10 protein-coding genes and 1 tRNA gene are annotated in these 13,790 nt (G+C 67.9%); 5 read left to right on the forward strand and 6 right to left on the reverse strand.

The window, feature by feature from the left end:
- Positions 1-22: 22 nt before the first annotated feature.
- Positions 23-352, reverse strand: coding sequence for a helix-turn-helix domain-containing protein (locus ACY34M_RS30340; RefSeq protein ID WP_462721606.1), 330 nt, complete (start codon positions 350-352; stop codon positions 23-25).
- 182 nt (positions 353-534) lie between these two features.
- Here ACY34M_RS30340 and ACY34M_RS30345 point away from each other — a divergent pair, with 182 nt between their 5' ends.
- On the forward strand, positions 535-1,857 hold the full coding sequence (locus ACY34M_RS30345; RefSeq protein WP_462721605.1) for a sensor histidine kinase: 1,323 nt from the start codon (positions 535-537) through the stop codon (positions 1,855-1,857).
- Positions 1,850-2,533 (forward strand): response regulator, encoded by a 684-nt coding sequence (locus ACY34M_RS30350; protein WP_462721604.1) that lies wholly within the window; start codon positions 1,850-1,852, stop codon positions 2,531-2,533. The genes ACY34M_RS30345 and ACY34M_RS30350 overlap by 8 nt, the downstream gene beginning before the upstream one ends.
- A gap of 99 nt (positions 2,534-2,632) precedes the next feature.
- Here the strand turns inward: ACY34M_RS30350 and ACY34M_RS30355 are convergent.
- Together ACY34M_RS30355 and ACY34M_RS30360 are read right to left on the reverse strand one after the other, a co-directional pair.
- Positions 2,633-2,706 (reverse strand) — tRNA-Pro (locus ACY34M_RS30355).
- Positions 2,707-2,817: 111 nt separating this feature from the next.
- On the reverse strand, positions 2,818-3,771 hold the full coding sequence (locus tag ACY34M_RS30360) for a metallophosphoesterase (protein WP_462721603.1): 954 nt from the start codon (positions 3,769-3,771) through the stop codon (positions 2,818-2,820).
- A 77-nt stretch (positions 3,772-3,848) separates the two neighbouring features.
- Here ACY34M_RS30360 and ACY34M_RS30365 point away from each other — a divergent pair, with 77 nt between their 5' ends.
- Positions 3,849-4,313 (forward strand): GatB/YqeY domain-containing protein, encoded by a 465-nt coding sequence (locus ACY34M_RS30365; RefSeq protein WP_462721602.1) that lies wholly within the window; start codon positions 3,849-3,851, stop codon positions 4,311-4,313.
- 278 nt (positions 4,314-4,591) lie between these two features.
- On the opposite strand, the gene ACY34M_RS30370 is transcribed toward ACY34M_RS30365, so the two are convergent.
- Complete coding sequence (locus tag ACY34M_RS30370) at positions 4,592-8,998, reverse strand: golvesin C-terminal-like domain-containing protein (protein WP_462721601.1); 4,407 nt, start codon at positions 8,996-8,998, stop codon at positions 4,592-4,594.
- A 168-nt stretch (positions 8,999-9,166) separates the two neighbouring features.
- Positions 9,167-9,430: a helix-turn-helix domain-containing protein gene (locus tag ACY34M_RS30375; RefSeq protein WP_462721600.1), complete on the reverse strand. Its 264-nt coding sequence runs from the start codon at positions 9,428-9,430 to the stop codon at positions 9,167-9,169.
- Between the two features lie 790 nt (positions 9,431-10,220).
- Between ACY34M_RS30375 and ACY34M_RS30380 the strand changes: the two genes are divergently transcribed.
- Together ACY34M_RS30380 and ACY34M_RS30385 are read left to right on the forward strand one after the other, a co-directional pair.
- Positions 10,221-10,652: a hypothetical protein gene (locus tag ACY34M_RS30380; RefSeq protein WP_462721599.1), complete on the forward strand. Its 432-nt coding sequence runs from the start codon at positions 10,221-10,223 to the stop codon at positions 10,650-10,652.
- 35 nt (positions 10,653-10,687) lie between these two features.
- Positions 10,688-11,098 (forward strand): hypothetical protein, encoded by a 411-nt coding sequence (locus tag ACY34M_RS30385; protein ID WP_462721598.1) that lies wholly within the window; start codon positions 10,688-10,690, stop codon positions 11,096-11,098.
- A gap of 88 nt (positions 11,099-11,186) precedes the next feature.
- On the opposite strand, the gene ACY34M_RS30390 is transcribed toward ACY34M_RS30385, so the two are convergent.
- Positions 11,187-13,424 (reverse strand): transglycosylase domain-containing protein, encoded by a 2,238-nt coding sequence (locus ACY34M_RS30390; RefSeq protein ID WP_462721597.1) that lies wholly within the window; start codon positions 13,422-13,424, stop codon positions 11,187-11,189.
- Positions 13,425-13,790: the final 366 nt, after the last annotated feature.

Raw genomic sequence — 13,790 nt, forward strand, 5'->3', positions numbered from 1 at the left:
CCGGGGAAGCTCGGCCGAGATCTCAGACTCTGCAAACGCCCTGCTCGCCGCCGCCGTCCTCGTCCCCGCGGGGGCCCGAGAGGGCGCGGCAGAAGGCGGCGGCGCCGGGGCCGGCCCGGTAGTGGCCGTCCGCGTGCTCCAGCCATCCTTCGTGGACGAGCGTGCGCAGCAGGTGGTACGTCGTCGCCAGCGGTACGTCGAGGAACCGCGCGAGCCGCTTGGCGGTCAGCCCCTGCGGGTGACCGGCCACCTCCGTGAGGATCCGCAGAGCGCGCTCCACGGACTGCAGCCGGGTGCCGCCGGCGGACCGCGGCCGGGGCAGCGGCGCCTCGTACCCGCCCTGTTCCGCCATGTGTGTCCTCCTTCGGTGCCGCGCGGGCGTCGTGCGCGGGTGTCCGGCACGGCATCCCCGATCTTTGAAGATCCGGTACGTCCGTTCACCGGCCACCGGGCCGCGTGCTGCCAGCCGACCGGGTGCGAAACGGCGACCACTCGGCCGTGGACGGGCGGTTCCGGCAGCTGATAGGGGCACCCATGAGCGACGCGACGCTCGTCTCCACCGAAGAGCCGCCCGCGAGGAGTCCGGGCGGCGGTCCGGGCGCAGGGGGCGGGCTCGTGCGCCTGCTGACATCGCCGCTGCACGCCACGTTCCTGGTGCTGCTGATCGTCTGTCTGGTGCGGTCCGCCGTGGCGGGAGCGGAGAGCGAGCCGTGGCGCATCGGGGTGGGGGTGGCGCTCGGCGCCGTGTACTGCTTCGCGCCGGTCGCGGAGCGCCGTTCGGGGGCCGACCCCGGCGCCCTGCTGTGCGCGCGCCGGGCCGACCCGTTCACGCTCGGCTGGGTGGCGGTCCTCTTCGGCCTGTGGCTCTGGCTCGACGCGACGGGGTCCCAGTTCCGGCTCCTGGTCGCGGCGCTCTACTTCGTCGTCCTGACGTTCCTGCCCCGGCTCCGTACGCTCGGGGTCGCGGTCGTCGCCGTCGCCGCGGCGGTGATCACGACGCGGCGCGGGCTCGCGGACGCGGGGGACCAGGAGATGGTCGTCGTGGCCGCCGTCCTCGCTCTGCTCCTGGTCGTCCTCGCCTTCCGCAGGGAGGAAGGGCTGCGCGGCGCCGCCGACGACGTCGTGCGCCGACTGCGCGACGAGCGGGCGCAGTTGGCGACATCGCAGCGGCTCGCGGGGCAGGCGGACGAGCGGCGCCGGATGGCGGCCGAGGTGCACGACTCGATCGCCCAGTACCTGGCGGGCGTCAAGCTGCTCCTCGAAGGCGCGGAGCGCAGCCTGAGCGCCGCCCCCGCGAAGGCCGCGGAGGCGACGCACGCCGCCCTCGACCTGACCAACCTCGGCCTGCGCGAGGCGCGCGCCCTCATCGACTCGGCGCATCCGGACCACGCGGCGGACGGGCCCGACTGCACGCTCCCGGAGACCGTGGAGAACCACCTTTCGGCGGTGCGCCAGGCGCTCGCCGCGGGCTGGAAGGTGGACGCCGCCCCCGGCGCCGAGAGCCCCCCGAAGATCGCGTTCTACACTTCGGGCGAGCCCGGCCCGCTTCCGCCCGATGTGGAACACACCCTGCTGAGGCTCGCGCAGGAAGCGGTGTCCAACGCCCTGTGGCACGCGCGGCCGCACCGGGTCACCGCCGCCCTGACCTACGAGCCGCAGGAGGTGACCATGACCGTGAGCGACGACGGCCGGGGCTTCGACCCCGCCCGGATCCCCGCCGACCGGCACGGCCTGCGCTCCCTGCGCCACCGCGTCGAGGGCCTGGGCGGCACGCTCACGGTGACGTCGCGCCCCGGCGCGGGCACGGAACTGAGCGCGCGGCTGCGGCGGCCGACGGCGGACGGCGTGCATGAGTGACGCCTTGAGCGGCATAGCCGGGACCGGCCGTACCCGCGTCCTCGTGGTCGACGACCACCCCGCGCTGCGGATCGGCCTGCGCACCCTGCTGGCGACGGCCGACGACCTGGAGCCCGCGGCCGAGGCGGCGAACGCCGACGAGGCCCTGCGCGCGGCCCGCCGCCCGGAGGCCCCGGACGTCGCCGTCGTCGACCTCGACCTGGGCGAAGGCATCGACGACGGCGTCCGCCTCGTCCGCGCCCTGCGCGCACTGCGCCCCGCGCCCGCCGTCCTGATCCTCAGCGCCTACGTCACCGCGCAGACGGTGACCTCCGCGCTGCGGGCCGGCGCCGCCGGATTCCTCTGCAAGGACGCGTCCGCCGAGTCGCTGCTCGCCGCGGTCCGCGCGGTCGCCCGCGGCGAGACGGTCCTCGGCCCCGGCATCGCCCGCCACGCCCTGCCGGGCCCCCAGGGCAGCGCCCCGGTCCTGACACCGCGCGAGGCCGACGTGCTCCGCCTCGTGGCGGACGGCCTCGCCAACCGCGAGATCGCGACCCGCCTCAACATCAGCCCGAGCACGGTGAAAAGCGCCCTCAGCGCCGTCTACACCAAGCTCGGCACGGACAGCAGAGCGGCGGCAGTGGCCACAGCCTCCCAACAGGGCCTCCTGCCCGGCCGCCCGCAACCCCAGCGCTGACCCCGGCGGCCGACCCCATCGGCCCCCAAAGTGGCCCCCAACGCAAATCAGGCCCGGTACTGATTCCTCAGTACCGGGCCTGACCTGGTGTTTCAGCTGTCGGGGTGGCGGGATTTGAACCCACGACCTCTTCGTCCCGAACGAAGCGCGCTGCCAAGCTGCGCCACACCCCGATGTCGTTGTTCCGCCTCCTGCTGTCCTGCAGGTCGCGGCGACGTCGTTTACTTTAGCGGACTGTCGGCCTGAGACGAAATCCGGTTTTCGGCAGCCCGCTGTGGGGGGCCTCAGGGGGCCGCGGGAGCCAGTGTCAGCAGGGTCGCCTCGGGCGGGCAGGCGAAGCGGACCGGGGTGTAGCGGTTGGTGCCGCAGCCCGCGGAGACGTGGAGGTAGGAGGTGTTGCCCGCCGCCTCGTGCGTGGACAGGCCCTTCACGCGGCCCGTGTCCAGGTCGCAGTTGGTGACGAGGGCCCCGTAGAACGGGATGCAGAGCTGGCCGCCGTGGGTGTGGCCGGCGAGGACCAGCGGGTAGCCGTCCGCGGTGAAGGCGTCCAGGGCCCGCAGGTACGGGGCGTGCACCACGCCCATCGAGAAGTCGGGGCCGGTGAGCGGGCCGCCGGCCACCTCGGCGTAGCGGTCGCGCTTGATGTGCGGGTCGTCGACGCCGGTGAGGCCGATCTCCACGCCCGCGACCTTCAGCGAGCCCCGGGTGTTCGTGAGGTTCACCCAGCCCGCCTCGTCGAAGCCGTCGCGCAGGTCCTCCCACGGGTTGTGGATGGCGCCGACGACGGGCGCGTTGCCGTTCAGGCCGTGCTTGCCCGAGATCTGCTGCTTCAGGTAGCGGGCCGGGTTGAGGAGCTTGGGGCCGTAGTAGTCGTTGGACCCGAAGACGTACGCGCCGGGGAACTCCATCAGCGGGCCGAGCGCGTCGAGGACCTCGGGGACGCCCTCCGTGTCGGACAGGTTGTCGCCCGTGTTGATGACGAAGTCGGGGCGCAGCCCGGCGAGCGACTGCAGCCAGCGCCGCTTCTTGTGCTGCCCGCTGACCATGTGGATGTCGGAGACCTGGAGCACCCGCATCGGGCGCATTCCCGCAGGCAGGACGGGGACGGTGACTCGTCGCAGGCGGAAGGAGCGGGCCTCGAAGCCTGCCGAGTAGATCAGGCCCGCGGCGCCCGCCGCCGCGATGCCGGCCGTCACCTTCAGGGAGGTCTTCAGGGGATTCCCGTATCGAGCGCGCATGCCCACCATCGTGTCAGACCGGCACCGCCCCCGAAATCGGCGGGCGTTGGGCCTCGGGCACCTGCGACAATCAAGTCATGACCACGCTCAAGTCGAAGCTGCATGACGACCTCAACGCCGCGATCAGGGAGCGTGACGAGCTGCGCTCCTCGACGCTCCGGCTGACCCTCTCCGCGATCACCAATCAGGAGGTCGCGGGCACGGAGAAGCGTGAGCTGACCGACGACGAGGTCCAGAAGGTGATCGCCAAGGAGGCGAAGAAGCGCCGCGAGGCGGCCGAGGCCTTCGAGAAGGCGGGCCGCACCGAGTCCGCGGCCCGTGAGACGGCGGAGGGCGAGCTGCTCGCCGAGTACCTGCCGCAGCAGCTGACCGACGCCGAGCTGGAGCAGATCGTCGCGCAGGCGGTCGAGGAGGCGAAGGCGGCCGGCGCCGAGGGCCCGAAGGCCATGGGCCAGGTCATGAAGATCGTGAAGCCCAAGGTGGCGGACCGCGCCGAGGGCGGCCGCGTCGCCTCCACGGTCAAGCGCCTCTTGGCGGGCTGAATCTCCGGTTGTTCCGGGCTCCGGTTGCGTCGGGCCCCGGCTGCTTCAGGATGAAGCAATGATCATGGCTACGAAGAGGGACAGCGGTAGGCCGATGCAGCCCGCTGCCATGATCCAGCCCATTTTCGTCGATGTTCTCGCTCCGACTTTGACGCACAGTGGCGTCACAAGAAGGAGATAGAGGAAGAGCGGGACGATGATGAATCCCAGGCCCATGGTGATCCCTGTGTGAGGAGGAAGTGCGGGGCCCGCGACAAGCGGGCCCCGCACTTTTGAGGTTACGGCGTCACGTTGTCGGCGAAGTCCACGTAGGCCTCGTCGCAGTGCGCCACCTTCGTCGGCCGGAAACCGGGACCGTCACCGATGACCGGCACCGGCGCGTCCACGCCCCACGGGTTTCCGCCACTGCCGCGGGTGGGCACGTCACACTTGCCGAACGCGTTGCCGCCGATGCTGTTCGCCCCGGGGATGTTGGAGAAGTTCTTCCAGTCTCCCAGTTGGATGCGCTTGCTCGACGGGTTGCCCCGGTTGTCGGTCATCTTGTCGTCGATGTAGAGGTAGAGGTCCGGCATGTAGCTCTGGAAGACGATTCCATCGGCCGGGGTCGCGTCGAGGTTGTTGGCCTTGTGCGTCGGCTTTACGCTGCCGTCCGCGCAGAATGCGGCCGCGATGTCCTGCCAGATGGGCGGGGCATTACCGATCTGGCTGCCGAAGATGTTGTTGGTTCCGTCGTTCTTGAAGAACATCGAGTAGATGTCCCCGGCGAAGTTGCGGACGCCGATATTCGTCTTCGTGCTGGACTTCACCTTGTCGACCCAGGCCTTGACGTTGTCGTTGATGTACTTGTGCGCGACCATCGGCCGGTATCCGTGGACGCCGCCTCCGATGGCCCGGAAGTCGACACACGTGTTGTCGGAGTTCAGGTGCGCGCCCCTGAAGTGTGGGAAGTACGCCTGACCCGGGGTGTCTCCGGTCGTGTACGGCTCGACGCGTTCATCGCGTCCGTACTCCAGCGCGTCCTCGGTGAGGTAGCCGATATCGGGTTTCGCGATTCCGTAGTCCTCTTCGATGGCCTTCATGATGTCGGTCACGAAGTGCGGCAGGTGGGCGTTGCCGACACGGACGCGGTAGTCGCCCGATTCGCTGCCGGACACGATCTTCCCGGTGGAGTCGTCGACGATGAAGCTGATGTCGACCTCGCTCTTGATTTTGTAGCTGTTGTCGTCCTTCAGCGCGACGCTGGCCGACTGCGTCGGGTCGGGGCGTTCGTTCGCCATGGCCATCCAGCGGGGGATCGACATGGCGGGCACGGAGCCGTCGGACGTGGGCGTGTGCCCGCCGGCCTTGATGTCCTGGTACCACTTCGCGGCGGCGTCGTACGTCTTCTGCCCGCTGCACTCGCCCACCGGCGTCGCGGTCGTGCACCGTGCCGCGCCGGTGATGCCCATGGCGTCCGCGCCGCCCGGGTTCGACCACAGCGGCCCCTTGTAGGCCAGGCCGACGCCCCAGTTGTAGAGCGTCGTCATCGTGCGCAGCGGAGTCTGGATCTCAGCCGGCATGTTGGAGTTGAGGTCCTGGTTCGGGTCGAAGATCGCGGCCGCGGTCAGGGAACGGTCGACGAACCTGCCGTTGATCGGCTGCACGGCGACGGCGTCGTAGGCGACGTCCTTGTCCCCGGTGCCGTCCGGGGTGAGGGTCGACAGGGACACCTTGGGTCGGCCGTCGAACATGAAGGCTCCGATGGAGACCCATCTGTTCTTGCTGCCGTTCTGGTCGATCACCCGGGTCTTGACGCCCTTCGACGTGGTGATCTTGTACGCGGCGTACTTGGTCTGGGCGCCGTGGTCGGGCAGGTGCACCCAGATCTTCGCGGGGCCCGTGACGGTCTTGTTGAGGGTCCAGGACCCCGTTGCTCTGAGCCGCTGGCCCTTGGCGTTGTCCGACCGGGTGTGACCGAAGTAGAAGTGACCGCCGAAACCCGCGCCGAGTTGGTGCAGGTCGACCTTGCCGGGCCAGACCGTGGACACTGTCTCGTCGTGGGCCAAGCCGATTTCGCCCGCGCCGAAGTCGAAGCCGAACGTTCCCTCGTTGGTCCAGTCGCCGTTGCCGCACCCCGGTCTGATGCTGGGGGTTCCTTGCGGTACGTCGTCGATGATCATCGCGCCGGACGGCAGGCCGGAGCGTGAGCAGTTGGGCGGGTACGCGGTGCCGTCGGCCTGCTCGGCGTCGTAGTCGGGTGAGGTGAAGCGGAAGAACTCGTTGCCGCAGGAGTAGGAACAGTCGGTCTTCCACTGCACCGACTGGAACCACCAGCACTTGAAGTCGGAGCGGGTGCACGGGCCCTGGCCGGGCTCGTTGACCGCGCCGTCACCGATCTTCGACGGCTCGCACCAGTTGTACGGGCCGCAGAACAGGTCCTCCGGCGGCTTCACCTGCGCGCGGTTGTACTTCGCCGACCCCTTGAGGGTGGCGTCGCCGCTGCCGCCGTTCCACCAGGCGGCCCGGAACGCGGGCACCATGGTGCCGGGTGATTCGAGGAACGCCGGAGGGTGCGCGGCGAACCCGAGCACCTTCTCGGGGTAGGGCCAGTTCTGCGGGCGCGCGGCGGCCGAGGCGTCCTCGTCGCCGAGGCGGTTCTCCATGAACGCCGTACGCCCCGCGTCCCATTCGGGGTTGGCGGGGTTGTTGGCCCAGCCGACGCCCCACGGCTCGTTGCCGTTGACGTTCTCGTAGAAGCCGCTGTTGTAGGCCCACAGTGCGAAGAACCAGTTCTCCAGCTTGGTCGGGTCCCCGTCGTGCACCTGGAGCCCCGCTTTCCTGGTCTGGTTCCACTTGGAGACCAGGATCTGCAGGCCCGCGGCGATGTTGGCGGCGTAGTCGAGGGCCACGGCCCGCTGCTTCTGGTAGTCCCAGGCGCTGCCGCCCTTGCCGTGCTCCCGGCCCGCCAGGCGCATGTGGTCGGTGACCTGGGTGATGCCGTAACCGCAGTCGGCGTCAGACCAGTTGACGTCCCAGTCGTTGGCGTCGGTGCCGTCGTAGTAGTCGATGCCGTAGTAGTTGCCGATGAGCGGATTGCCCGACACGCCGGGCACCGCGGAGCGGGCGGCCTGCCACATGTTCGACTCCTGCGTGGTGATGCCGAGCATCACCTGGGCCGGAACCCGGCCGCCGCCGTCGAGGTCGGGGTAGGAGAAGAGGGACTGCGGCGCGTAGGCGGGCATCCCCAGGTTCTTCCAGTTCGCCGGGCGGGAGGCGCCGATGTTCAGCTTGTTGGTGATCGCTTTGTTGACGGCCCATTCGACCTGGCGCGGCTTGGGCTGCATGGCCTGGTTGCGCGGGTCGTTGCGCGGCACGGAGCAGGTCCGCTCCGACTCCACGATCTCCGTGGGAGAACCGGTGACATCGGTCGCGGAGGCGGTGGCCGTGAGCGGGGTCGACGACAGGGTCTGGGTACGCGCCCCGCCCTCCTCGCTCTTCTGGGACGCGGTCTTCCGGCCCGTGCCCAGAAGCGGCGACGGCGTACGGGACGTCTCCCACTCGGCGGACTTGGCCCGCAGCGGGGTGACGGTGAATCCGGCCCGCTCACCGCTGTCGCGCACGGTCGCGGTGATGTTGACCGCCCGCGCGTCCGTCGCCTCGTCCGGGTGCAGATACGAGGGCGAGCCCTTGCCATCCGCCCAGACCGTGTGCTGCACGAGGGTCGCGCCGTGCGTGGAGAGGGTGGCGTCCTTGTCCGCTCCCGCGAGGCGGGTCACGGTCTTCGGCAGGGTGCGCGACGTCGTGACGTCGCCGGTGAGGTAGACATGGCCGCCGCGCCGCGTCAGACCGGTGCCTCCGAGCGGCCCCGATCCCAGCTTCGAGAGCTTGCCGTCCGCCCAGCGGCGGACGATGGCGGTCTCCTGTTCCTTGAGGCTGTCGCGCTGCTTGCGCTCCAGGAAGACGTAACCGCCGTCGCTGTCCTTGCTGATGTGGGACGGAACGGTGCCGGCCGTGGCCCGCGTCGCCTTGTGCCCTTCGGCGTCGATCTCGACGAGCGTGCGCCCGGAGGCCGCCGCGATCTTGGTGTCGGTGGCCGGGACCGCGGAGGTGATCTGGCCGTTCACCACGACAGGCGTACTCACCTTGCCCGTGGCGGCGTTCACCCGGATCAGCCGGGTCTGCTTCTTGTCCTCGCCCGGGGACTGTGTCAGCACGGCTTCCTCACCAGTGCCGCAGCCGGGGTCGTAGTACGAGAGCGACGCGTTGACCTTCAGCTTGGTCACCGCGCCGGTGGCCAGGTCGACCACCGCGGAGAATCCGCCGCGTGCCATCAGCTTCGGGTTGTTCGTGAACGTACGCGGGGCGTACACGACCACGGCGCGCTTCCCGGACCCGGTCACGCAGGCGTTGCCGATCCACTGGTCGGCGTCGAAGCCCGGCTCGGCGAGCGAGGCGAGGGTCTTCCAGGCGTAGCCGCTCTGCTCGGTCGCGGTCAGCAGGTGGAATCCCTGCGCGTCACCCGTGGTGGTCCAGGCGACGTCCTTGGAGTTCTTGTAGTCCGTGCCCAGAACGTCGGCCCGGTCCCGCCGGGGCACCGAATCCGCGGCCGGCTTCACCGTGGCGGCCTTGTCGGAGGCGCGGCCCTCCACACTGTCGGCCCAGGTCAGGGACGGGGACAGGCCCGCTGCGAGCGCACTGGCCGTCACGACGACCAGAGACCTCTGTAAGCGTCTTCGTATTCGTTTTTGTCTTCGGCTTCTCACTGTGTCTCCTGTGCTCACGTGCACTCATGAAAAACCGCCGCATTCCGTCCGGGAGGACGGCGTGCGGGCGGTTTGGTGTGGGTTGTCGGTGGTGCTGAGATTGATCGATGTTCAAGTTTTCGTGGCGTGCCTGAAAGAAATGCGAACGGTCTTCAGCAGGACCGGATCCGCAGCCCGGAACAGGCCGAACTCCTGTGCTCGCGCGCCCAGGGCGACGCGCCCCTTGGCGTTCAGGCGCACCATGATTCTGTGGACGCGGCGCTGCACGGTTCGATGGCCTATCCGCAATCTTCGTGCGATCGCTGCGTCATCCATTCCCCGATAGAGCATTTTTAGAATCGACAGGTCGAATTCGTCAATATGTGGGCTATGCATGGGTGGATACCCCCTCTACGGGCCACAACCAGCAAACTCGATCAATGGCGATTTTGCATCGTATGCACCCGTGGGGCAAGCTCTCGATCTGTATCAATATTGGACAATACCGGCACCCCGCTTGGCGGGAATACGTCATTCAGGAACCCAGGGAAAGATCAAATCGTCATTCTCGGGTTGACATAATTCCGCCGGTTGTAGAGATGGGCCGCTGGGGCGTAATTACGTCAATGGGGCCTGGCGCATTGCGTGTGGCAATCTCGTCTGCGTAGCGTCGCGGTGATCGAGTGCACGCTCGAAATGGGTGGTTCGCATGTCATTCCCCGGAAGGCGTCCAGAAAGGCGTCAGGGGCGAAAGGGGATCCCTTTCCTGTTGCCGGCTCTTCTCCCTGTCCTGCTGGCGCTCTCGATGAGCATGGCCGGGTGCGGGAAGGGGTCGGCCTCCGAGAGGCATGAACCTTCAGAACGCATGAGAGTTTCCTCAGGCGGTTCGCTCTACGGGGCGATGAAGAAAACCGCGGACCGAGGTCTCGGGTTCTCGCTCCGCGAGGCCACGAAAGAGAAGAAGCCCATCGAGCCGGCCCGGGCCCGGAAGTACAGGGTGTGCTTCGAGCGCGATGTGCCGAAATACAGCGCCGTCGATCTATTTGCGGTTCCCCGTGGTGAGGGGTGTCCCAGAAGTGTGGCGTCCGGAGGGAGTCCGGAAGGCAAACAAGGCAGTCAGTGAAGCTGTCCGAGAGTTCAACTCGGCCAAAGTTCAGCTCAGCCAACGAGAGAGGTGGGCAGAAGCATGCGCAGGGTCGCGAAGGTCGGAGTGGTCGGAGCGGCGGCAGCGATGCTGTTCGGCGCTGTGTCCGGTGTTTCGTACGCGGACACCACTCGCAGTTGCGATGCGTCATGGGATGACGGGGGAGTGAACTGCACCATCCGACACTACGTCGAGGGAACCAGTGGCTCCCTGGCCTCTAAAGGCTCCTTCACTTCATACGACGAGATCGTGGCCGCGGGCGACTACTACGCCGACGGAAGGGGGGTGTACATAGAGGCGGTTGACGACACCGATCCTTATCGGACCTCCGTCGAAAAGTGGGTCACTGGAGGAAAGGGGGACAGCGTGCGGGTCAATGCCACATTCGCAGAGGGACAGAAGATCGACCTCATGGTCTGCCAGACGAACAGCGGGAATCTCTTGAACTGCGGATTCGCAACAGCTGAGGCTTGATCGGTCTCAGGCTCACGAAAGGAGAGGAGTGAAGGATGAAGAAGGCACTCAGGGTCGCAGTAGCCGCCATCCCTGTCGTGGCCCTGGTCACCTTCGGCGGAGCCGGCCCGGCTTACGCGGGGGACGACTGTACCGATGTGTCGGACAACGGTGGAGCCACTGTGACGTTCAAGTCCTACGGTGAGCATCTCCTGATCAGGGACAACTACAAGGACGGCCATTCCGCGGTCGCGCACCTTGAAATCACCAATCGTGCGGGGACGCACTACTGGTACTGGAACAGAAACGGTGCCGGCACCACCCGTGACGTGAACCTGCCGAACATCGAGGACGGGACGACGGGCGTTCTTGTCGGCGCGTACCTGGGGAACTGGCAGGGCGAGCCGACCAAGGGGATCGACTTCAATTCGAACGTGGTCGACGACAACTGCATAGGGGCACCCTAGGGGGCTCACGTGGACGCCACGCGTACGCGACAGGAGGGGCGCACCCCAAACGGGGTGCGCCCCTCCTGTCGCGTACGCGTGGGAGGCCTCAGCGGCCCCAGCGACCGCCGTGCCCGTTCCCGTTGTTTCCGCCGATCAGGTCCGGCGGGATGGAGATGCCGGGCAGCGGGTCGGCGTCGCCGTTGCCGCCGTCGTCGTCCCCGCCGTTGTCGGGCTTGCCCTTGTCCCTGCCCTTGTCCTTCTTCTTGTCCGGGTCCGGGATGTTCACCTTGTTGAAGGTGGGCGCTTCCTTGCCGGACAGCGCGCCGGTCATCGCGTCGCGCCAGATCGGGCCCGGAGTGTCGGCGCCGAAGACCTTGTCGTGGAACTGGCCGCCGATGGTGATGTTGGTCATCGGCACCGCCTGCGAGGCGCTGCCAACCCAGACCGCCCCCGACAGGTTCGGCGTGTAGCCCGCGAACCACGCGTTCTTACGGCCGTCGGTGGTACCGGTCTTACCGGCGTTGTCCCGGCCGGTGAGTCCGGCCGTCTTGCCCGTACCCGAGTCGATCACGCCACTGAGCAGCGTATTGATCTTGTCGGCGGTCGACCTCGACATCGCCCGCGAGCACTTCGACTTCGGCACGGAGAGCGCCTTGCCGTTGGGGTCGGTGATCGACTCGATGGCGACGGGTGTGCAGTACGTGCCGCGGTTGGCGAACGCCGCGTACGCGGAGGCCATCGTCAGCGGCGACAGACCGGTCGAGCCGAGGGTCATGGACGAGGGCACCTCGTCCACCTTCTTGCCGTTGCCCTGCACCACGCCCAACTTGTCGGTCATCTTCACGACCGGGCACATGCCGATGTCGCCGATCATCTGCACGAAGTACGTGTTGATGGACTTGGCCATCGCCTCCTTGAGGCGGTACGGGCCTACCTCCGACTCGTTCTCGTTCTCCAGCTTGTAGCCGCCGTCGTTGACCCACGGCTTGCCGCTGCACGTCTGGACCCGGCTCGGATACGGCATCTGGTACGGAGCCGGGTACTGCTTCGTCACCGGCGTGCCCTTCTCCAGGGCCGCGGCCGCCACGAACGGCTTGAACGTCGAACCCGTCGGGAATCCGAGGGTGGAGCCGCCGTCCCGGGAGTTGACGGAGTAGTTCATCTCCGCCTCGTTCTTGCTGGCGTCGGAGCCGTACGGCTTCGACTGGCCCATGCCGAGGATCTTGCCGGTGCCCGGCTCGACGAACGCGCCCGCCGCGTCGACCTTGTCCGACTGGTAGACGTGCCGCTTGATCGACTCCTGCACGGACTCCTGCGTCTGCGGGTCGAGCGTCGTCTTCACCGTCAGGCCGCCGCGGTTCCAGATCTTGGCGCGCTCCTCGGGCGTCTTGCCGAAGGCCGGGTTGTTCTTGAAGGCCTGTTCGACGTACTTGCAGAAGAACGCCGCGCCGCGCTCCGCGGTGATGCAGCCGTTCTGCGGCCTGCTGACCTTCAGGCCGATCGGGGTCTTCTTGGCCTCGGCGGCCTCGGCCTGCGTGATGTCGTGCGTCTCGGCCATCCGCTGCAGCACGACGTTGCGCCGCTTCTTCGCCTCGGCCTCGTCGTTGACGGGGTCGTAGCGGCTGGGGGACTGCACGATGCCGGCGAGCATCGCCGACTCCTGGATGTTCAGGTCCTTGGCCGGCTTGGAGAAGTAGCGCTGGGCCGCGGCCTCGACGCCGTACGCCTGCTGCCCGAAGTACGTGATGTTCAGGTAGTTGTTGAGGATCTTCTTCTTGCCGACCTCGTTCTCCACCTGGATCGCGTACTTCAGCTCCTTGACCTTGCGGCCGATGGTCTGCTGAGTCGCCTGCGCCAGCTTGGTCGGGTCGTCGCCCGCCTCTTCCATGAAGACGTTCTTCACGTACTGCTGGGTGAGGGTGGAGGCGCCCTGCGAGACGCCGCCGTTCTGCGCGTTCGCGTTGATCGCGCGCAGGATGCCCTTGGCGTCGACGGCGCCGTGCTCGTAGAAGCGCGAGTCCTCGATCGCGACGATCGCCTTCTGCATGTACGGCGAGATGTCGTCGAGCTTCACGACCGTGCGGTCGCGCGAGTAGACGGTCGCGATCTTCCCGCCCTGGTTGTCCAGGATCGTGGTGCGCTGGCTCAGCGGCGGAGTCTTCAGCGTCGCCGGGATCTCGTCGAATCCCTCGACCGAGCCCCTGGCCGCCAGGCCGAGGGCACCTGCTGCGGGCAGGGCGATCCCGGCCAGCACGGCTCCGGCGAGCACGCTGACTCCGAGGAACTTGGCGGCCTGTTGGGCCGGCGAAAGGCCGCCGCCACCGCCCGAGCGCTTCTTTCCCATACGGGGCAGCCTACGTGTCGATTCTCCGGACAGCCGTATATGCCTTGGCCTAAGCTGCACTCAACTGTCACAGCAGTGCGGTCTCGTATCAAGATGCGGGACGACCCCGAATCGTTCCCGGTACTTATGAAGTGCCTCTTGTAGTCATTTCCGGACCCGTGCGCGGCGCTTCGCGTAGGGCCCGAGGGGTGTCCGTATCCGCCTTGTGTGTCACTCGATGACCGTTGTGACCCAAGTGAACTGTCCTGGTTTGCCAGGGTTATTACGCATGTCCATCGGTCACTCCGTCGGGTGATCTCCCGCTCACGCATAGTCCGTTCGGACCATTCAAGATTGGGCCCGAAGGGGGTGTTGCGCTGTGCCCAC

The sequence above is a fragment of the Streptomyces sp. EDA2-14 genome (genome assembly GCF_054963755.1).